This window comes from Motiliproteus sp. SC1-56, from assembly GCF_017309075.1.
In the GTDB taxonomy this organism is placed as follows: domain Bacteria; phylum Pseudomonadota; class Gammaproteobacteria; order Pseudomonadales; family Balneatricaceae; genus Motiliproteus.
In genome coordinates, this window is record NZ_JAEMGS010000001.1 from 194,072 (window position 1) to 214,242 (window position 20,171).

Genomic DNA, 20,171 nt, shown 5'->3' on the forward strand with positions numbered 1-20,171 from the left:
CCAATTACCAGGTCTGGGTGCTCTTGAACTTCTCGATACCGGCCTTGAACTCGGCAGCAATATCGTCGTTATAATCGCCGGACTCGTCGACCTTCTTGACTAGGTCAGCGTGCTCGGAGGCGAAGTAGGCCAGCAGTGCGGCTTCGAAATCCTGAATCTTGTTCAGTTCGACATCCTCGAGGTAACCCTCGTTGGCCGCGTACAGGACCAGACCCATTTCAGCCAGGCTCATGGGCGAGTACTGCTTCTGCTTCATCAGCTCGGTGACGCGCTCACCGTGCTCAAGCTGCTTGCGGGTCGCCTCGTCCAGGTCAGATGCAAACTGGGAGAAGGCCGCCAGCTCGCGGTACTGGGCCAGGGCCAGACGGATACCACCGCCCAGCTTCTTGATCACCTTGGTCTGGGCCGCACCACCGACTCGGGATACGGAGATACCGGCGTTCATCGCAGGACGGATACCGGCGTTGAACAGGTCGGTCTCAAGGAAGATCTGACCGTCGGTGATGGAGATTACGTTGGTCGGTACGAACGCAGATACGTCACCACCCTGGGTCTCGATGATCGGCAGAGCGGTCAGAGAACCGGTCTTGCCCTTCACCTTGCCCTCGGTCTCCTTCTCGACGTACTCCTCGGATACCCGTGCCGCACGCTCCAGCAGACGGCTGTGGAGGTAGAACACGTCACCGGGGTAGGCCTCACGTCCCGGGGGACGCTTGAGCAGCAGGGAGATCTGACGGTAGGCCCAGGCCTGCTTGGTCAGGTCATCGTAGACGATCAGGGCGTCTTCACCGCTGTCACGGAAGTATTCGCCCATGGTGCAGCCGGCGTAGGCGGCCAGGAACTGCATGGCGGCGGAGTCGGAAGCGCCGGCCGCAACTACGATGGTGTGCTCCAGAGCGCCGTGCTCTTCGAGCTTGCGCACCACGTTGGCGATAGTGGACTGCTTCTGGCCGATGGCCACGTAGACACACTTAACGCCAGTGCCTTTCTGGTTGATGATGGCGTCAACAGCCACGGCGGTCTTACCGGTCTGACGGTCGCCGATGATCAGCTCACGCTGACCACGACCGATCGGCACCATGGAGTCGATGGCCTTGTAACCGGTCTGGACCGGCTGGTCGACCGACTTACGCCAGATAACGCCCGGCGCCACTTTCTCGATGGCGTCGGTCTGCTTGGCGTCGATGGGGCCCTTACCGTCGATGGGGTTACCCAGGGCGTCAACGACGCGACCCAGGAGTTCCTCACCCACCGGTACTTCCAGGATGCGGCCGGTACAACGGGCGGTCATCCCTTCTTTCAGGCCCAGGTAGTCACCCAGGACAACGATACCGACGGAGTCCTGCTCCAGGTTCAGGGCCATACCGTAGATGCTGCCGGGGAATTCAACCATCTCCCCGTACATGACGTCGGCCAGGCCGTGGACACGAACGATGCCGTCAGACACGCTGACGACGGTACCCTCGTTCTGGGCTTGAGAAGACACATCGAATTTCTCGATGCGCTTCTTGATAATTTCGCTGATCTCAGATGGATTCAGTTGCTGCATGCTTTAATCCCTCTCGCTCAGGAGTTCATGGCTTCGGCCAGCTTCTGCAGCTTGCCGCGCACCGAACCGTCGATTACCAGGTCCTCGGTACGAACCACCACACCGCCGATCAGGGCCTGGTCTACCTCGGCACTGATCTCTACTTCACGGTCCAGCTTCTTACCAATAGCCTGAGCTAGCTTGGTCTGTTGCTCTTTAGTCAGTTTGAACGCAGAGGTCACTTGGATCTGAACGCTCTTTTGCTGCTCGGCCTTGAGCCGATCGAACAACACAGAAATTTCAGGTAGTACGGGCAGGCGCTTGTTCTCGGCCAGAAGGTTGATAAAGTTCCGGCCCTGCTCGTCCAGCTTCTCCGCACAGATGTCCAGGACCAAGCCGGCCTTTTCCGCGGCGGCAAGCCCCGGGTTGGCCAGCAGTTGGGCGACCTGTTCATCCTGGGTTGCTTGAGCTGCCAGGGAGAGCATCTCTGACCACTTGTCCAAAGCCTTCTGCTCAAGGGCAGTTTGAAACGCAGCTTTCGTATAGGGTCGAGCGACTGTGCTTAATTCAGCCATCGTTCACCTCTCCAGTTGCTCAAAGCTCCGCTGCAAGCTTGTCGACAAGTTCTGCACTGGCCTTGCTGTCTACCGATTTACCCAGGATCTTCTCCGCACCGGCGACCGCCAGAACGGCGACCTGGGCCCGCAGGGCCTCTTTGGCACGGTTTACTTCCTGCTCGATTTCAGCCTTGGCAGCTTCTTTCAGGCGGTTGCCCTCTTCGATCGCTTGCTCTTTGGCGTCGTCGACAATCTGGTTAGCACGCTTGTTGGCCTGCTCGATAATGGCCGCAGCCTCTTCCTTGCCTTCACGCAGTGCCTGGGTGGCCTTTTCTTTGGCCAGCTCCAGGTCACGTGAGGCGCGGTCTGCCGCGTCCAAACCTTCGGCAATCTTCTTCTGGCGCTCGCGCAGGGCCCCGGTCAGGGGGGGCCATACGAACTTCATGCAGAACCAGACGAAGAAGAAAAACGCGATGGCTTGGCCGATGATGGTTGCATTGATATTCACACCAACACCTCTTCTCGTTTATGTGAGTTGAAAAGTATCGGCTTAGCCTGCAGCAACCACGAACATGATGTACATACCGATACCAACGCCGATCATGGGGATCGCGTCAACCAGACCCATAACGATGAAGAATTGAGTACGCAGCATGGGGATCAGCTCAGGCTGACGGGCGCCGCCTTCCAGGAACTTACCACCAAGAATACCGATACCGATTGCAGCACCAGTTGCACCCAGACCCATTACCAGAGCACCAGCCAGGTATAGCAGAGCAGCTTCCATTGTTTTCTCCTATTAAGAGTTAAGTTTTGAAAGTTAAAGGTTTAGTTAGTTTGAACGCTTAGTGCGACTCGTGAGCCATGCTCAGGTACACGATGGTCAGCACCATGAAGATGAACGCCTGCAGCGTAATCACCAGAATGTGGAAGATCGCCCAGGGTACGGACAACACCCACTGAATCCAGAACGGTAGCAACGCGATCAGGATAAAGATCATTTCACCGGCATACATGTTGCCGAACAGTCGCAGGCCGAGGGAGACCGGCTTGGCCAGCAGGTTAACCCCTTCCAGGAAGAGGTTGGCGGGCAGCGCCCACTTGCCCAGCGGCTGCAGGGTCAGCTCACCGATAAACTCTTTGGGACCCTTGACCGACAGGCTGTAGTAGATGATCAGCGCGAACACGCTCAGGGACATGCCCATGGTGGCGTTGACGTCGGTGGAAGGCACGATTTTCAGGTAGGGCACGCCCATCTGCTGGGCCAGGTAGGGAATCCAGTCAACCGGGATCAGGTCCATCAGGTTCATCAGGAAAACCCAGACGAAAATGGTCAGGGCCAGGGGCGCGACCACCTGGTTGCGGCTGTGGAAGGAGGATTTAACCTGCTCGTCAACAAACTCGACGATCCACTCGCAGAAGTTCTGCAGGTTACCGGGCACACCGGTGGTGGCCTTGGTTGCCGCTTTCTTGAACAGCCAGATAAACAGCATGCCCAAGCCTACGGAGAACAACATGGTATCCAGGTTGATCGCCCAGAAGCCCATCGTTGCCGCTTCGTTGCCATGCGCAATGGTCCAGGTACCGCCCTCACCGACCACCTCGCCGTTATAACGGACAAAGCCCTCGGGCAGCTTGCCGAAGGTGAGGTTGGTCAGGTGGTGGATAATATACCCGGAAGTCGTGAGTCCGCCTTCTGCAGCCATGATTTCCTCTCAGTCAATTATCTTAAAAATTGTTGATTCTGTATTACCGGCGCAGCCCATGCGATCACTTGCATCAATATAAAAACGCCAAATAGGGAAAAGGGCTCAACCGGCTCGACCAGGGTAAAGACGGTGCCGAACAGCACCATGGTCAGGGCCATTTTCCATATTTCGCTTTTATACAGATCCCGCAGGGTCTGACGAACGTTGTCTGAGTGGCGAGCGGTCAGAACCTGTTTCGCCTGGTAGAGGTTAGGCAGCAGATAAATCAATCCACCCAACAGTGCCGAGTACCCCGGAACGGCCCCTTTCAGTACCGCGATGGCGGCGCTGATGGACAGCGTCAGCAGAACCTGGACAGCCAGAATCCGCTGAATCAAACGCGCCTGCCTGCGGGTCGTTTTGCCTCTGAACTGGGGCTTTAGATTCGATCCCACGCGCGCGTTCCGAGCAGTAAACTTCACGGTTCGGAGCCCCAAGGCCCCCCTCAACCGACCAGCGATTATAGGGAGTTCGCCTTGGCACATCAACTTAAAACTGGCTTTTAGCACTAAGGTCGTAACCCCGCAAACCGGGGCTTTCGCCACGGCTCATGCGGGATTGACGCGGGGTCAACAGGACTACTGGATGCGGCCCAGAATGGCCTCAAGCTCGGCCAGGGACTGGTACTGGATGGTGAGGCGCCCGTCGCCCTTTTCCCCGGCGTTGATCTTCACCTTGAGGCCCAGGCTGGAGGCCAGTCGCTCTTCCAACGCCGCCAGGGCTGGATCGGGCTCGGGTCTGGCCGGCTTGGTCTTGCCGGCCTGGACTTTCTTGACCAGCTCCTCGGTCTGGCGCACGGAAAGCCCCTTGCCCACCACCTCCTTGGCGGTGGTGACCTGCTTGTCGTGATCGTTAAGCGCCAGCAGGGCGCGGGCATGACCCATCTCCAGGTCGCCGTACTCCAGCATCCGCTTGACCTCGGGGGTCAGTTTGATCAGCCGCAGCAGGTTGGTCACGGTGGTGCGGGACTTACCCACCGCTTCGGCGACTTTCTGCTGGGTCAGCTCAAACTCGTCCATCAGCCGCTGCAGGGCCGTGGCCTCCTCGATGGGATTCAGGTCCTCGCGCTGAATGTTCTCGATCAGGGCCATGGCGATGGCGGCCTCGTCCGGCACCTCGCGCACGGTCACGGGGATTTCGGTGAGTCCGGCCAGCTGGGCCGCCCGCCAACGCCGTTCACCGGCGATGATCTCGTAGCGCCCCATATCCACCGGCCTGACCACGATGGGCTGGATCACCCCCTGAGCGCGGATGGAATTGGCCAGCTCCTCCAGGGCGTCCGGGTCCATGTCCCGGCGCGGCTGGTAGATGCCCCGCTGGATCTTGTCCACGGCCATATGCCGAAGCGCCTCTTCGCCACCGGACGCCGCCAGCTCCACCGGGCTGTCCTCGACACCGGTACTGCCCAAAAGCGCATCCAGACCACGACCAAGACCACGTTTTTTGACCATTTCTCAGGGTTTCCGTATCAGACAGTTTCAGCTTGGACAGTCGCCGCATCACAGCGCCGGTTAACTTCGCCGGCCAGGGCGAGGTAGGCCACCGCACCGCGGGAATAACGGTCGTACTGGACCGCCGGCAGACCGTGGCTGGGGGCTTCGGCCAGGCGCACGTTACGGGGGATGACGGTGCGGTAGACCTTGTCGCCAAAGTGCTCGAGCAGCTGGCTGGAGACATCCCGGGTCAAGCCGTTGCGCGGATCGAACATAGTGCGCAGGATGCCCTCGATCTTCAGCTGCGGGTTCAGCGCCCGGCGGATTTTCTCGATGGTGCCCATGAGCGCCGAGATCCCTTCAAGGGCGTAGTATTCGCACTGCATGGGAATGATCACACCGTTGGCGGCCACCAGAGCGTTAACGGTGAGCATGTTCAGCGAGGGGGGACTGTCGATAAGAACGTAGTCGTACTTTTCCTGGGCCAGGTTAAGGGACTGCTTGAGGCGAAACTCCTTACGCTTGACCGGAATCAGCTCCACTTCAGCGGCGGTGAGGTCTCCGTTGGCAGGAAGAAGGTCAAAACCGCCGCTGGTGTCGCTGCGGATCGCCTCGTTGATATCGACCCGCCCCGTGAGGACGTCGTAAACGGAGAGTTCCAGATCACTCTTGTCGACGCCGGCACCCATGGTGGCATTGCCCTGGGGATCCAGGTCCACCAGCAGCACCCGGCGCTTGGTCGCCGCCAGCGACGCGGCCAGATTAACGCAGGATGTGGTTTTACCCACCCCGCCTTTCTGGTTAGTCACAGCCAGTATATGAACCACCGCGGATATCTCCTCCTCGCTCGGGGTCAGACTCAAGAGCGCTGCAGCAACAGCAGGTGCCGTTCGCCATCGCAACCGGGCACCTGCAGACGATGACTCTCGCGCAACGCGAAGCCGGACGGCAGTTGGGCCAGCTCAGCCTCGGGGTAAAGTCCTTTCATGGCCATAAAGACACCGTCCTCATGGCAGAGATCGCCAACCCAGGTGAGCATGTCGGCCAGGGAGGCAAACGCACGGGAGATAACAGCATCGAAACCGCCCGGGGCTTCGTAACGCTCCACGCGGCCATGGTAAATCTCGATATTCTGCAGTCCCAGCTCCAGCTTTACCTGCTGCAAAAAGCGGGTTTTTTTGCCGTTGCTGTCCATCAACACCAGGGCCTTGTCCGGATAGACGATGGCCAGGGGAATGCCTGGCAGGCCGGGGCCTGTTCCGACATCGGCAATGCGCGTGCCCTGCACGTAGGGGACGACGCTGAGGCTGTCCAGCAGATGGCGCTCGATCATCTGCATGGGCTCACGCACCGCCGTCAGGTTATAGGCCTGGTTCCATTTGTGCAATAGGGCCAGGTAGCGCAGTAATTGCGCCACCTGGGTATCGCTGAGCGCCAGCTGCAGTGTCTCAAGCCCCTGTCTCAGGCGCGACTCCCAACGGGGATCCACTCAGCTACCCTCCGCCCGCGGCGCGAGCTTGTTGAGTTTCTTGAGATGGATCAGCAGCAACGATACCGCGGCGGGGGTCACCCCCTGGATCCGGGCGGCTGCGCCCAGGGTCTCCGGCCGCGCCTGGGCCAACTTCTGACGGATCTCATTGGAGAGCCCGTCGATCCGCTCGTAGTCCAGGGTATCGGGTAGGGCGGTGCCCTCCTGCCGGCGCAGACGCTCGATCTCCTCGGACTGACGGTTGATGTAGCCGGCGTACTTGGCCTGGATCTCCACCTGTTCGGCCACCCGTTCATCCACCGCTGCAGCAGCGTCGATGGCGGCCAGGTCCCGGTAGCCAAGTTCCGGCCGCTTGAGCAGGTCAAGCAGGTTGTACTCACGCCCCAGGGGTGCTTTCAGCCGGGGCGCCAGGGCCTCCGCTTCCGGACTCTGGGGCTGCACCCAGCGTTGCTTAAGGCGCAGAGTCTCGTGCTCAATCGCCTCACGCTTTTCACCAAAGGCCCGCCAACGTTCTTCTCCCACCAACCCGAGTTCATACCCCTTTTCGGTCAGGCGCATATCGGCATTGTCCTCGCGCAGTATCAGCCGGTACTCGGCGCGGCTGGTAAACATGCGGTAAGGCTCTGAGGTGCCGAGAGTAATCAGGTCATCCACCATCACCCCGATATAGGCTTCGTCGCGACGCGGGCACCAGGGCTCACGCCCCTGCGCGGCCAGGGCGGCGTTAAGGCCGGCCAGCAGCCCCTGGGCCGCGGCCTCTTCGTAACCGGTGGTGCCATTGATCTGGCCTGCGAAATACAGCCCCGGTACGACTTTACTCTCCAGGCTGTGCTTGAGATCCTGAGGATTGAAGTAATCGTATTCGATCGCGTACCCAGGGCGGGTGATGTGGGCGTTCTCAAAGCCCTTCATGGAGCGCACCAGCTCCAGCTGCACGTCAAAAGGCAGACTGGTGGAGATGCCGTTGGGGTAGAGCTCCTGGCTGTTGAGTCCCTCGGGTTCGACAAAGATCTGGTGCGACTGCTTGTCGGCAAAGCGCACAATCTTATCTTCGATGGACGGACAGTAGCGGGGCCCAACGCCGCCGATCACCCCGGTGTAGAGCGGTGAGCGATCCATGCCGCCGCGAATGATGTCATGGGTGCGCTCATTGGTATGGGTGATGTAGCAACTGATCTGCCGGGGATGCTCATCAACGCTGCCAAGGTAGGACATCACCGGCAGCGGCGTGTCGCCGGGCTGCTCCTCGAGCACCGAAAAGTCGACGCTGCGGGCATCTATCCGCGGCGGCGTACCGGTTTTCAGGCGATCAATGCGCAGCGCGGTTTCCCGTAACCGCCGTGCCAGCGTGGAAGAGGGCGGGTCGCCTGCACGACCGCCCGCATGATTCTCCAGTCCGATATGGATGATTCCGCCGAGAAAGGTACCGGTGGTCAGTACCACGCAGGGCGCATGAAAGCGCAGTCCCATCTGGGTCACGACCCCGGTAACCCGCTCGCCCTCCATGATCAGGTCGTCCACCGTTTGCTGAAACAGCTCCAGGTTGGGCTGGGATTCCAGGATTGCACGGCACGCCTGGCGGTAGAGCTGGCGGTCAGCCTGTGCACGGGTGGCACGTACCGCTGGCCCCTTGCGGGAGTTGAGGGTACGGAACTGAATGCCGGCACGGTCGGTGATACGGGCCATGGCCCCATCAAGCGCGTCGATCTCTTTGACCAGGTGACTCTTACCGATACCACCGATGGCCGGGTTGCATGACATCTGACCCAGTGTCTCGATGTTTTGAGTTAACAGCAGTGTCTGTGCACCGGTGCGGGCGGCAGCCAGGGCAGCTTCAGTACCCGCATGACCTCCGCCGACCACGATGACGTCGTAACCGTTGGGAAAATCCACTAGAACCTCGTTGGCGCCTCGGCACCCGAAGAAGAAAAGGGCTGATTATATCGGTTTGTCCAAGGCCGGGAAAAGCTATCTAAGGCGGCACAGGTCATGTCTTCGTTTGTTCATCCATCCAAAAAATGTCTCTGCCTGCTGAATAAAAAAATAGATTAAGAAATGTATATGAAGAAGAGATGATTATGTTTGTTATTTATAGTCCCCCGCTAATCTGTGTGTAAGTCATAATTATCGTTACAAAACAGTTACATGCGTCTATTATAAACACGGGGGATCCTGGTTGAATGCCTCTGTGTGGATTGTGGGTGAAGCGGGGATAAGTGGGGTGGTTATGCACAGGCTGATTTTGTTCACAGGTTCGGGACGGAGTTCTACCTGCGTACTTATACATATTACCAACAAGGGGCTGTGGATAAAATATAGGGGTAAACCGTTGTTTGTGGGCGAACGGCCGCTTAAATAAGGCGGTAGAGCGATGACGGTAAGGCGGGGGAGGTGGCGGACCGAGTAAAGCCGGTGGAGGGCCGTAAGGCCGCCGTTTATTGGGATAAGAGGAGTGGGCTCAGGCGTTGCAGGCCCGGAAACGGGCGACGGCGGTTTCCGGCATGGGTTGGGTGCTGATGAGCCAGTGTTCAGCCTGTTCGGGGGTCAGCAAGGTGCCTACAGGCTTCCAGAGCGCGCCCTTGAAGGTACCGCTGTGGGTCTCGAGGCGCTCCTCAATGCGCCAGACACCACCGGCTTTTCCCGGATGGCATACCAATCGAAGTTGATCGTTGATCTCGAGCATGGGGTGGGTATCTCCTTTTATTGGTCGGACATTGATTAGTCCGAAGTCCTGTTCCTTCAGTTCCCTAGGGTAGTGTAGCCAGGTGTCAGTCCGGTGACAGAATCCTGACCCAATTGAAGCTGCTTGTCCGCACGGTAGCCTGAATATGGCTTTTCTAGTCAAAGTGAGCGAACACTCGCCAAAAGTGTGAGTGTTCGCTTACGGCTATTTGCCGATGCAGAAACTGCTGAAGATGCGGCCCAGCAGATCGTCACTGCTGAATTCACCGGTAATCTCATTCAGGGCGTTTTGCGCCTGGCGCAGGTCTTCGGCGAGCAGCTCTCCGGCGCCGAAGCTTTCGAGCTGGTCGCGCCCGTTCTCCAGAAAGCGTCGAGCCTGGTGCAGTGCCTCGATATGACGCCGTCGGGCCATGAAACCCCCTTCGCTGGTACTGTCAAAGCCCATGCATTGCTTGAGGTGTTCGCGCAGCAGCTCGATCCCCCGTTGCTCCTTGGCGCTGAGTCGGATCAGGTGGCAGTCGGCCTGGTCGTCCAGCCCCGGTTGTTCATCGCTGAGGTCGATTTTGTTACGGATCACCGTGACTTTATCGGGATCGGGAAGGCGGTTGATGAATTCCGGCCAGATGCGTTCAGGCCGCGTTTCCGGGGTACGGGTGGCGTCCACCATCAGCAGTACCCGATCGGCCTGCTGAATCTCTTTCCAGGCGCGCTCGATGCCGATGCGCTCCACCTCGTCCGCGCCTTCACGCAGCCCGGCGGTGTCGATAATGTGCAGGGGCATGCCGTCGATGTGGATATGTTCACGTAACACGTCCCGGGTGGTGCCGGCAATGTCGGTGACAATGGCTGAAGCCCGGCCGGCAAGGGCGTTGAGCAGGCTCGATTTGCCGGCGTTGGGACGCCCGGCGATCACCACGTTCATGCCCTCGCGCAGTAGCGCCCCCTGGCGGGCTTCGGCCAGCACGGCCTCCAGTGACCCGTAGACGGCGTCCAGGTCCGAGGCGACTTTTCCGTCGGCGAGAAAATCGATCTCCTCCTCGGGAAAGTCGATTGCCGCCTCGACGTAAATCCGCAGCTGGACCAGGGACTCCACCAGGGCATCGATGCGGGCCGAGAAAGCCCCCTGGAGCGAACGCAGGGCTGAGCGCGCGGCCTGTTCGGAGGCGCTGTCGATCAGGTCGGCAATGGCTTCGGCCTGGGCCAGGTCGAGCTTGTCGTTAAGAAAGGCGCGCTCTGAGAATTCGCCCGGCCGGGCCGCGCGGGCGCCGAGTTCCAGCACCCGGCGCAGCAGCAGATCGAGAATCACCGGACCCCCGTGGCCCTGCAGCTCCAGCACATCCTCGCCGGTGAACGAGTGGGGGTTGGAGAAGAAGAGGGCAATCCCCTGGTCAAGCTGGGTGCCGTCGGCATCCAGGAAGGGGCCGTAGTGGGCGTAGCGCGCTTGCAGGGGCGCACCCAGTATGGCGCTGGCGATGGCCGGGACCTTGGGTCCCGAGACCCGGATAATGCCCACCCCGCCACGCCCCGGGGGCGTGGCTAAAGCGGCGATGGTGTCGGTATTGATCAGGCTCATGACAAGCTCCAAAGCTGTTCCGGCCGTTCAGGGTCTCTCGCGGCATAGTGCCCATTGCGGGGCATAAAGAAAAGGCTCCCAGGGGGAGCCTTTGTCACGTTTGACGTACGGGTCAGGCCTTCTTGGTCGCCGTCTCCCCTTCGATCTTGCGGGTGATGACCCACTGTTGCGCGATGGAGAGAATGTTGTTGACCACCCAGTACAGGACCAGTCCCGCCGGGAACCAGAGGAAAAAGAAAGTGAAGACAAAGGGCAGCATCTTCATCACTTTCGCCTGCATGGGGTCGGGGGGGGTGGGGTTCAGCATCTGCTGGACGTACATGGTGGCGCCCATGAGGATCGGCAGCACGAAGTAGGGATCCATCCGGGACAGATCCTGAATCCAGAGCATGAAGGGCGCGTGGCGCAGCTGCACACTCTCCATGAGCACCCAGTAGAGGGCGATGAAGACCGGCATCTGCACCAGAATGGGCAGGCAGCCGCCCAGCGGGTTGATCTTCTCTTTCTGGTAGAGCTGCATCATCGCCTGGGACATCTTTTGGCGATCATCCCCGTAGAGCTCCTTGAGGCGCTGCATCTCCGGTCCCACGGCACGCATCTTGGCCATGGAGCGGTAAGCCTTTGCCGAGAGGTGGAAGAAGCAGGCCTTGACCACGACGGTGACCAGGATGATGGCCACGCCCCAGTTGACGACCACGGCCTGGATGGTCTTCAGCAGCCAGAACAGGGGTTGGGCGATCCACCAGAGCCAGCCGTAGTCCACGGTCAGTTCCAGGTTCGGGGCCACTTCCGCGAGGCGGTCCTGAATCTTGGGGCCGACATAGAACTCGGCGGAGGTTACGCCTTGCGCACCGGGCTGCACGGTCATGGTCGGCGAGACAAAGCCGGCGAAGTAGTTGCCGTTGCGCTCGCGGGCGAAGTAGCTGTGAGCGCTGCTCTTCTCGGGGATCCAGGCGCTGACAAAGTAGTGCTGCAGCATAGCGACCCAGCCGGCCTCGGACTTACGGGCGAACTTACCGTCGTCCTGGATATCCTCGAAGCTGACCTTTTCGTAGTTGCTCTCGGTGGTGGAGAAGGCCGGGCCCAGGTAGGACTGCATCCCCATGCTGGTCTGCGAGGAGGGATCTTCACTGGCGTCGCGTTTGATCTGCCCGAACAGGGCGCCTTCCCAGCTTTGATCGCTCTTATTGTCGATCTCGTAGCTCAGCTCCACCAGGTAGCTGCCGCGGTGGAAGGTGTAGCGCTTGGTGATTTGCGCGCCGTTCTCCTGGGTAAAGGTCAGCGCCACTTGCAGCTCGTCCTGGCCGTCGGCCAGCTCGAACACCGCGCCTTCGCTTTGGTACAGCGGACGTTTACCCGAAGCGTCGGGGCCGTTGCGACCGGTCAGGCCGCTCTGGGCGATGTAGGTGCGGGCTGCGTTCTGCTCCAACAGCACGAAACGCTGCTCGGAGTTGAGGTCGGCCCGGTACGCCTCGAGCTCGGCATGAATCACATCGCCGCCGTAGGGGTCGATGCGCAGATCCAGGACGTCGGTCTGAACCCGGATCAGCTCGCCGCTCTCGTTGGAGGCGGTCGTGGGGGTGGAGGAGGCCCCGCTGTCGTTGGCGCTGCTGGGCACATCTGAGGCTGCGCTATTCCCGGCCTGGGGCGTGCTGATCTCGGGTGCGCCGCTGTAGGAGGAGACCGAGGTGACCGGTTCGGAAGGCGCAGCGGGCTGGCCATAATCCTGCTGCCACTGAAGAACCAGGACGTAGGAAATGACGGCCAGGGCGCCGATCAGGATGATACGTTGGATATCCATGCTTGAATTTGCCGATGCCGTGTAATTTTAGAATTTGAGTCGGGCTGCGATCGCGGCTAAGCCCGCGGGGAAACGGCAACGTCTCATGTCGGCGTGGGTCTGTCCAGATGCCGGCGAGAGTATTTTACTAACCGCTTCCAGCTGCTGTTGAGCAGTTGGTGCAGCGCCTGGTTATCCAGCTCGCCTAACCCTCTGCGTGCCAGTACCACAATATCCAGCGGCGGAAGTGCCGGATCTTGCTGCCGGAATGTCTCACGAACCAGGCGTTTGACCCGGTTGCGGTGAACGGCCAGGCGAATGTTTTTTTTCGCAATCACCAAGCCAAGGCGGGGACGGGAAAGAGGGTTCGGACTTGCCAGAATAAGCAGATGCTTATCCGATACTTTTATCTTGGCGCCGTTAAAGACCTGTCGGTAGTCCCCCGCGTTCAACAGGCGCGAAAAGCGGGGGAAGCCGAAACTGGTCATCAACTAAACGGCCGAATCAGTCACCGTAGCCGATCAGGCGGCGAGAGACTTGCGGCCTTTGGCGCGACGGCGCTGCAGTACGCTGCGGCCGTTCTGGGTGGCCATACGGGCACGGAAGCCGTGGGTACGCTTGCGCTTCAATACGCTGGGTTGAAAGGTTCTTTTCATCACTCAGTCCTACATTAATTAACAGGGAGCTTTCTCCCCACCACGTGAAAACAAGAGCGGAATTCTAGTGAAATCCGCAGCCAACTGCAATTGTTTCGTCGCTATAGAGGAATGGCAGAGTCAAGCAGCACCCGTGTCTCGTTTTAATGCTTTTTGTGGATAAGCGAAAATTTACGTGGATATATCGCCATTAACGCTGTTGATAAATGTGTGTGCTTGCTGCTGATAAGATCTGATAAAGCTGTGATAAAGCCTTGCAAAGCCGTGCGTTACCTAGGGGGCGACGAAAATTAGCCGAGCGGCAAAAAGGTAAAAATGTTTCCAGTGAAGGGTCTTTTCACTGTGGATAACTGGGTCCCGAGGCGATAGAATGTCCCCCTCATTTTTCGGCGAGGACTCGGGACCGGCTGCATGGCGATTGAACTTTGGCAAACCTGCTTGGGCTATCTACAGGAAGAGTTTCCCTCCCAACAGTTCAATACCTGGATCCGTCCCTTGAAGGCGGAAAGCGGTGGTGACCGCCAGCTGCGCCTGTTGGCGCCCAACCGGTTCGTGATGGACTGGGTCTCGGACAAGTACCTGCAGCGCATTCGCGAACTGCTGGCCGAGGTGGGCGGCGACCGGGTAACCGAGGTGGTGCTGGAGGTCCGCACCGGGGCCGCGTCCAGCGCCCGCCGCCCGGCTCGAACTCCGCAGCGGGCTCGTCCGGCGAGCACCAGTCCGGCGCGTACCAGCGCCCCTCGCGCCCCCAGTCGGGTGGAGCGGGTCCAGCCCAGCGCCGACCAGCTGCGACAGGCCAGCGAGCCGGTGCAGCCGGACATGTTGATGAAAGAGAGCGGGGCCAGTGCCAAGAAGAAGGAGCGGCAGGCGGATGTCGAAGGGGGTATCCGCCACCAGACCCACCTCAACAACCTCTTTACCTTTGAAACCTTCGTCCAGGGTAAATCCAACCAGCTGGCGCTGGCCGCCGCGCAACAGGTGGCAGAGAACCCGGGCAGCTCGTATAACCCGCTTTTTATCTACGGCGGGGTGGGGCTGGGCAAGACGCACCTGATGCACGCGGTGGGTGCCGCGATGCTGGAGCGCAACCCCAACGCCAAGATCGTCTACCTGCATTCCGAGCGCTTTGTGGCGGATATGGTCAAGGCGCTGCAGCTCAATGCCATCAATGACTTCAAACGTTATTACCGCACGGTCGACGCGCTGCTGATCGATGATATTCAGTTTTTTGCTGGCAAGGACCGCTCCCAGGAGGAGTTTTTCCACACCTTCAACGCGCTGCTGGAGGGTGGGCAGCAGATGATCCTGACCTGTGACCGCTACCCCAAGGAGATCAGCGGTCTGGAGGACCGGCTCAAGTCCCGGTTCGGCTGGGGGCTTACCGTGGCCGTGGAGCCGCCGGAGCTGGAGACCCGGGTGGCGATCCTGATGAAAAAAGCCGAGGAGGCGCGGGTCCGACTGCCGCACGACGCCGCCTTTTTTATCGCTCAGAAAATACGCTCAAATGTACGTGAGTTAGAAGGTGCGCTAAAAAGAGTGATAGCAAATGCTCACTTCACCGGCTCGCGCATCACCACGGAGTTTATCCGCGAATCGCTCAAGGACCTGCTGGCCCTGCAGGATAAATTGGTCAGTATCGATAATATTCAGCGGGTCGTGGCCGAATACTACAAGATCAAGGTCGCGGATCTGCACAGCAAGCGGCGCAGCCGATCCGTGGCCCGGCCCCGGCAGGTGGCCATGGCGCTCTCCAAGGAGCTGACCAACCACAGCCTGCCGGAAATCGGCAATGCCTTCGGTGGCCGGGATCACACCACGGTATTGCATGCCTGCCGTAAGGTGGCAGAATTGCGGGAAACCGACACCGATATTCGCGAAGATTACAAGAATCTCCTGAGGCTGCTGTCCTCTTGAGGAACCTCTATCGAAGGGTAGGAAGCATGAAATTTACGATATCCAGAGAAGCACTGTTGAAGCCCCTGCAGCTGGTGGCCGGGGTGGTGGAGCGGCGGCAGACCCTGCCGGTGCTGTCCAACATCCTGATCGTGGTCGAGGGGCACCAGTTGTCGATGACCGGTACCGATCTCGAGGTGGAGATGGTGGCGCGCATCGAGTTGGAGCAGGAGGCCGAGTCGGGCTCCATCACCGTGCCTGCCAAGAAGCTGATGGATATTTGTAAGTCGCTTCCCGATCACGTGGATATCGAACTGACCCTGACCGGACAGAAAGTCACCATCAAGGGGGGGCGTAGCCGCTTCACCCTCGCCACCCTGCCGGCGGCCGAGTTCCCCAACGTGGAAGACGGTCCGGAGAACCTGGAGATCGGCATCCCCCAGGACAAGTTGCGTCACCTGATCGAACGCACCAGTTTCGCCATGGCGCAGCAGGACGTCCGCTACTACCTCAACGGCATGCTGCTGGAGCTGGAAGGCACCCGCTTGCGCACGGTGGCCACCGACGGCCATCGGCTGGCCACGTCCATCTGCGATGTGGAAGCGCAAATCGATCAGAAGCAGCAGGTGATCGTGCCCCGTAAGGGTATCCTGGAGCTGGGCCGCCTGCTGGAGGACAGCGATAAGGAAGCGCGGCTTGTGGTGGGCAGCAGCCACATCCGGGTCAATACCGGCACCTTCATCTTCACCTCCAAGCTGGTGGACGGCAAGTTTCCCGATTACGAGCGGGTGATTCCCCGTGGGGGCGACAAGCTGCTCATCGCCGACCGCCAGGAGCTGCGCTCGGTGTTGAGCCGGATCGCTATCCTCTCCAATGAGAAGTACCGCGGCGTGCGGCTGGCGCTCAGCGACGGCTACCTGCAGGTCACCGCCAACAATCCCGAGCAGGAAGAGGCCGAGGAGACCCTGGCGGTGGACTACGCAGGGCCTTCCCTGGAGATCGGGTTTAACGTCAACTACCTGCTGGATGCGTTGCAGATTCTGCCTGAGCAGATGGTCAAGCTCACCATGCAGGACCCCAACAGCAGTGCCCTGGTGGAAGCGGTCGAGGCCACCGACAGCCTCTACGTTATTATGCCGATGCGCATGTGAACCTTGAGGGGCCTGCACGGCAGGCCCCTCCTTTTGCTGCTGCTTTACTCCTGCCTACCTTGTCTGAGCCGCTCCTATGAGCCTGCAATCGCTCACCATCAGCGGGCTGCGCAACATCGCTTCCCTGCAGCTGGTGCTCGCTCCCCGAACCAATATCTTTAGTGGCCCCAACGGCAGCGGCAAAACCAGCATTCTCGAGGCGGTTCACCTGTTGAGCCTGGCCCGTTCCTTTCGCACCAGCAAGTACAAGCACTACATTCGTCACGAAGAGCCGCACTGTACCCTGTTTGGTCGGGTGGCGGCTCCAGAGGGGGGCGTCTTGCCGGTGGGGGTGCAGCGTGACCAGGGCGGGACACTGAAAGTGCGCATTGCCGGGGAGACCGTGGAGTCGTTGGCCACCCTTGCAGAACTGTTGCCGGTGCAGCTGATCAATGCCGACACCTTTGCGCTTCTGGAGGGGAGTCCGGGGGTTCGGCGCCAGTTTATGGACTGGGGTGGGTTTCACCTGGAACCGCGCTTTTTTAGTGCCTGGAAGGCCACTCGGCGGGCCCTTAAGCAGCGCAATAGCTTATTGAAATATGGTAAACTTGAGCCTTCCGTTCGAGCCGCCTGGGATGCCCAGTTGGTGGCCCGGGCCGAGGAGTTGGATGGCTACCGCACCCGCTATATCGAAGCCCTGATTCCCTGTTTTGAGCGACTGCTGGCCGAGCTGGTAGAGCTTGAAGGACTGCGTTTGCAGTATTACCGGGGCTGGGATCGAAACCGCCCCCTTGATCAGGTTCTGGCCGAGGGGCTTGAGCGGGATCGTGCCCAGGGCTTTACCCAGCAGGGGCCGCAGCGGGCGGACCTGAGGGTCAAGGTGGGCGGGGTTGCCGCCGCAGAGATTCTCTCCCGGGGACAGCAGAAGCTGGTGGTCAGTGCACTTAAGGTGGCCCAGGGCTACCTGCTCAAGGAGCTGATGGGTCGCCACTGCATCTACCTGATCGACGACCTGCCGGCGGAGCTCGACGCACAGCACCGACAGCGACTGTGCATGCTGCTCGAACGGATGAATACCCAGGTGCTCGTCACCTGCACCGACGCCAGTGCTTTTGCCGGCTGTTGGAGTAACGATACCGATGTCCAGGAGTTCCCGATTCGCGACGGGAAACTGGCGAACAACCCTGTCAATGGGAGCAAAGAATGAGCGACGCCAACACTAACGCTTACGACTCATCCAGTATCAAGGTGTTGAAAGGGCTTGATGCCGTACGCAAACGCCCTGGCATGTATATCGGCGACACTGACGATGGCACCGGCCTGCACCACATGGTGTTCGAGGTGGTGGATAACTCCATCGACGAGGCGCTGGCCGGCCACTGCTCCAAGATTGACGTGATCATTCACCCCGACGAGACCATCAGCGTCGCGGATGACGGCCGCGGTATTCCCGTGGACATCCACGAAGAGGAGGGGGTTTCCGCGGCAGAAGTCATCATGACCGTGCTGCACGCCGGGGGGAAATTTGACGATAATTCCTACAAGGTGTCCGGTGGACTGCACGGGGTCGGGGTGTCGGTGGTCAACGCCCTCTCCAGCAAGCTCAAACTCACCATCCGCCGCGAAGGCAAAGTCCACGAGCAGGTCTACAACCAGGGGGTTCCCGCCACGCCCATGCAGGTGGTCGGCGAGACCAGCAGCACCGGTACCCGGATTCACTTCGACCCTTCACCGGAGACCTTCGCCAACATCCAGTTCCAGTACGATATCCTGGCCAAGCGCCTGCGCGAACTCTCCTTCCTTAACTCCGGTGTCTGCATCAACCTCAAGGATGAGCGCAGCGGCAAGGAAGAGACCTTCATGTATGAGGGCGGGGTCAGCGCCTTCGTGGAGTATCTGAACCAGAACAAGAACACCATCAACCGTGTTTTCCACTTCACCGAGACCAGCGAGGACGGCATCGCGGTGGAGGTCGCCATGCAGTGGAACGACGGTTTCCAGGAGAGCATTCACTGCTTCACCAACAACATTCCGCAACGGGACGGCGGTACTCACCTCTCGGGCTTTCGCGCAGCGCTCACCCGCTCGCTCAACAGCTACATCGAGCAGGAAGGGGTGCAGAAGAAGTCCAAGGTCAACACCTCCGGGGACGACGCCCGTGAAGGCCTGACCGCGATCATCTCGGTGAAGGTGCCGGATCCCAAGTTCTCTTCGCAGACCAAGGACAAGCTGGTCTCTTCCGAGGTGAAGACCGCGGTCGAACAGGCGATGTACAAGTCGCTCACCGATTTCCTCCACGAGCAGCCCGCCGAGGCCAAGGCCATCGTCGGCAAGATGATCGACGCGGCGCGGGCGCGGGAAGCGGCGCGCAAGGCCCGGGAGATGACTCGACGCAAGGGGGCGCTGGATATTGCCGGCCTGCCCGGCAAGCTGGCCGACTGCCAGGAGAAGGACCCGGCACTCTCTGAAATCTACCTGGTGGAGGGTGACTCGGCCGGTGGTTCCGCCAAGCAGGGCCGTGACCGTAAGACCCAGGCGATCCTTCCCCTCAAGGGTAAAATTCTCAACGTGGAGAAGGCGCGCTTTGACAAGATGCTCTCTTCCGCTGAAGTGGGCACCCTGATCACAGCCCTGGGCTGCGGCATCGGTCGGGAGGAGTTTAATCCCGACAAGCTGCGCTACCACAGCATCATCATCATGACCGACGCCGACGTCGACGGCTCCCACATTCGGACCCTGCTGCTCACCTTCTTCTTCCGGCAGATGCACGAGCTGGTTGAACGGGGTCACGTCTTTATCGCCCAGCCGCCCCTCTACAAGATCAAGAAGGGCAAGCAGGAGCAGTACCTGAAGGATGACGAGGCGCTGGAGAACTTCATGATCCAGGCCGCGCTCAGCGACGCGCACCTGCATGTCAATCCGACCGCCCCGGGCATCACAGGCTCAGCGCTGGAGACCCTGATCGCGGAGTTCCGCAGTGTGCAGTCGCTGATCGGCCGGATCTCGCGGATCTACCCGCGGGACGTGCTCAACCAGCTTGTCTACGCCCCGGCACTCGATGAAGAGGGCCTCAGGGACCGGGAAAAGGTCGCCGCCTGGACCCGCAACCTGGTGGATTCCATCGATATCGCTCAGAGCAGCGCCAGTACCTTCGAGTCCGGTGTCGCGGTAGACGAAGAGCGCAAACTCTTTTTGCCCCAGATCACCGTGGTGGCCCACGGCGTGCCCCACGTGCACACCTTTGGCCACGACTTCTTCCTCTCCGCCGAGTACCGGGCCATGGTGAAGCTGGGAGAGACTCTGAGCGGGCTGCTGGAGGAGGGGGCCTATATCCGTCGGGGCGAGCGGGTGAAGCCGATCGCGAACTTTGACGAAGGGCTGGAGTGGCTGATGAACCAGGCCAAGCGCGGCTATTACGTACAGCGCTACAAGGGGCTGGGGGAGATGAACCCCGAGCAGCTGTGGGAGACCACCATGGATCCGGGTTCGCGCCGCATGCTGCGGGTGACCATCGAGGATGCCATCGCGGCCGACCAGATGTTCACCACCCTGATGGGCGATGAAGTGGAGCCGCGGCGTGACTTTATTGAGAGCAACGCCCTGAGCGTCACCAACCTGGACGTCTAGCCCTCTTTACAGGCTGACAGGCTCAGGAGAAGCCCGGCGATGCCGGGCTTTTCTCGTTTGGGCCAGCGGTGTTCC

General features: G+C 60.1%; 19 protein-coding genes. 4 read left to right on the top strand and 15 right to left on the bottom strand.

Going from position 1 to position 20,171, the window contains the following annotated elements; translation table 11 throughout:
- Positions 1-4 precede the first annotated feature (4 nt).
- The 15 genes from atpA to rpmH all read right to left on the bottom strand — a co-directional run bounded on the left by atpA (position 5) and on the right by rpmH (position 13,446).
- Positions 5-1,549, bottom strand: a complete 1,545-nt coding sequence (gene atpA / locus JGZ97_RS00955; protein ID WP_207060721.1) for a F0F1 ATP synthase subunit alpha — start codon at positions 1,547-1,549, stop codon at positions 5-7.
- Between the two features lie 17 nt (positions 1,550-1,566).
- A complete protein-coding gene (locus JGZ97_RS00960; protein ID WP_207060722.1) occupies positions 1,567-2,103 on the bottom strand; it encodes a F0F1 ATP synthase subunit delta in 537 nt (178 codons plus the stop codon).
- 19 nt (positions 2,104-2,122) lie between these two features.
- Positions 2,123-2,593 (bottom strand): F0F1 ATP synthase subunit B, encoded by a 471-nt coding sequence (locus JGZ97_RS00965; RefSeq protein ID WP_207060723.1) that lies wholly within the window; start codon positions 2,591-2,593, stop codon positions 2,123-2,125.
- Positions 2,594-2,635: 42 nt separating this feature from the next.
- Positions 2,636-2,872 (bottom strand): F0F1 ATP synthase subunit C, encoded by a 237-nt coding sequence (gene atpE, locus JGZ97_RS00970; protein ID WP_114696438.1) that lies wholly within the window; start codon positions 2,870-2,872, stop codon positions 2,636-2,638.
- A 58-nt stretch (positions 2,873-2,930) separates the two neighbouring features.
- Positions 2,931-3,791 carry a F0F1 ATP synthase subunit A gene (atpB, locus tag JGZ97_RS00975; RefSeq protein WP_207060724.1) on the bottom strand — a complete coding sequence of 287 codons (861 nt, stop codon included), beginning with the start codon at positions 3,789-3,791 and terminating at the stop codon, positions 2,931-2,933.
- A gap of 17 nt (positions 3,792-3,808) precedes the next feature.
- Positions 3,809-4,228 (bottom strand): ATP synthase subunit I, encoded by a 420-nt coding sequence (locus JGZ97_RS00980; RefSeq protein ID WP_207060725.1) that lies wholly within the window; start codon positions 4,226-4,228, stop codon positions 3,809-3,811.
- Between the two features lie 183 nt (positions 4,229-4,411).
- The gene (locus tag JGZ97_RS00985; RefSeq protein ID WP_207060726.1) at positions 4,412-5,284 is read right to left on the bottom strand and encodes a ParB/RepB/Spo0J family partition protein; all 873 of its coding nucleotides are present in this window, start codon (positions 5,282-5,284) and stop codon (positions 4,412-4,414) included.
- A gap of 17 nt (positions 5,285-5,301) precedes the next feature.
- Positions 5,302-6,093 carry a ParA family protein gene (locus JGZ97_RS00990; RefSeq protein WP_207060903.1) on the bottom strand — a complete coding sequence of 264 codons (792 nt, stop codon included), beginning with the start codon at positions 6,091-6,093 and terminating at the stop codon, positions 5,302-5,304.
- A gap of 32 nt (positions 6,094-6,125) precedes the next feature.
- The gene (gene rsmG / locus JGZ97_RS00995) at positions 6,126-6,755 is read right to left on the bottom strand and encodes a 16S rRNA (guanine(527)-N(7))-methyltransferase RsmG (protein ID WP_207060727.1); all 630 of its coding nucleotides are present in this window, start codon (positions 6,753-6,755) and stop codon (positions 6,126-6,128) included.
- A complete protein-coding gene (gene mnmG / locus JGZ97_RS01000; protein WP_207060728.1) occupies positions 6,756-8,648 on the bottom strand; it encodes a tRNA uridine-5-carboxymethylaminomethyl(34) synthesis enzyme MnmG in 1,893 nt (630 codons plus the stop codon).
- A gap of 565 nt (positions 8,649-9,213) precedes the next feature.
- Entirely contained in the window at positions 9,214-9,438 is a 225-nt protein-coding gene (locus tag JGZ97_RS01005; RefSeq protein ID WP_207060729.1) for a hypothetical protein, read from the bottom strand.
- Between the two features lie 204 nt (positions 9,439-9,642).
- Positions 9,643-11,010 (bottom strand): tRNA uridine-5-carboxymethylaminomethyl(34) synthesis GTPase MnmE, encoded by a 1,368-nt coding sequence (mnmE, locus tag JGZ97_RS01010; protein WP_207060730.1) that lies wholly within the window; start codon positions 11,008-11,010, stop codon positions 9,643-9,645.
- A gap of 112 nt (positions 11,011-11,122) precedes the next feature.
- On the bottom strand, positions 11,123-12,811 hold the full coding sequence (gene yidC / locus JGZ97_RS01015) for a membrane protein insertase YidC (RefSeq protein WP_207060731.1): 1,689 nt from the start codon (positions 12,809-12,811) through the stop codon (positions 11,123-11,125).
- A gap of 83 nt (positions 12,812-12,894) precedes the next feature.
- Entirely contained in the window at positions 12,895-13,278 is a 384-nt protein-coding gene (rnpA, locus tag JGZ97_RS01020; protein WP_207060904.1) for a ribonuclease P protein component, read from the bottom strand.
- Between the two features lie 33 nt (positions 13,279-13,311).
- Positions 13,312-13,446: a 50S ribosomal protein L34 gene (gene rpmH, locus JGZ97_RS01025; protein ID WP_207060732.1), complete on the bottom strand. Its 135-nt coding sequence runs from the start codon at positions 13,444-13,446 to the stop codon at positions 13,312-13,314.
- 411 nt (positions 13,447-13,857) lie between these two features.
- On the opposite strand from rpmH, the gene dnaA reads away from it, so the two are divergent.
- The 4 genes from dnaA to gyrB all read left to right on the top strand — a co-directional run bounded on the left by dnaA (position 13,858) and on the right by gyrB (position 20,096).
- Positions 13,858-15,360 (top strand): chromosomal replication initiator protein DnaA, encoded by a 1,503-nt coding sequence (dnaA, locus tag JGZ97_RS01030; RefSeq protein WP_207060733.1) that lies wholly within the window; start codon positions 13,858-13,860, stop codon positions 15,358-15,360.
- 26 nt (positions 15,361-15,386) lie between these two features.
- Entirely contained in the window at positions 15,387-16,490 is a 1,104-nt protein-coding gene (gene dnaN, locus JGZ97_RS01035) for a DNA polymerase III subunit beta (RefSeq protein WP_207060734.1), read from the top strand.
- Positions 16,491-16,566: 76 nt separating this feature from the next.
- Entirely contained in the window at positions 16,567-17,676 is a 1,110-nt protein-coding gene (gene recF / locus JGZ97_RS01040; protein WP_207060735.1) for a DNA replication/repair protein RecF, read from the top strand.
- Positions 17,673-20,096 (top strand): DNA topoisomerase (ATP-hydrolyzing) subunit B, encoded by a 2,424-nt coding sequence (gene gyrB, locus JGZ97_RS01045; RefSeq protein ID WP_207060736.1) that lies wholly within the window; start codon positions 17,673-17,675, stop codon positions 20,094-20,096. The genes recF and gyrB overlap by 4 nt, the downstream gene beginning before the upstream one ends.
- The last annotated feature ends 75 nt before the right edge of the window (positions 20,097-20,171 follow it).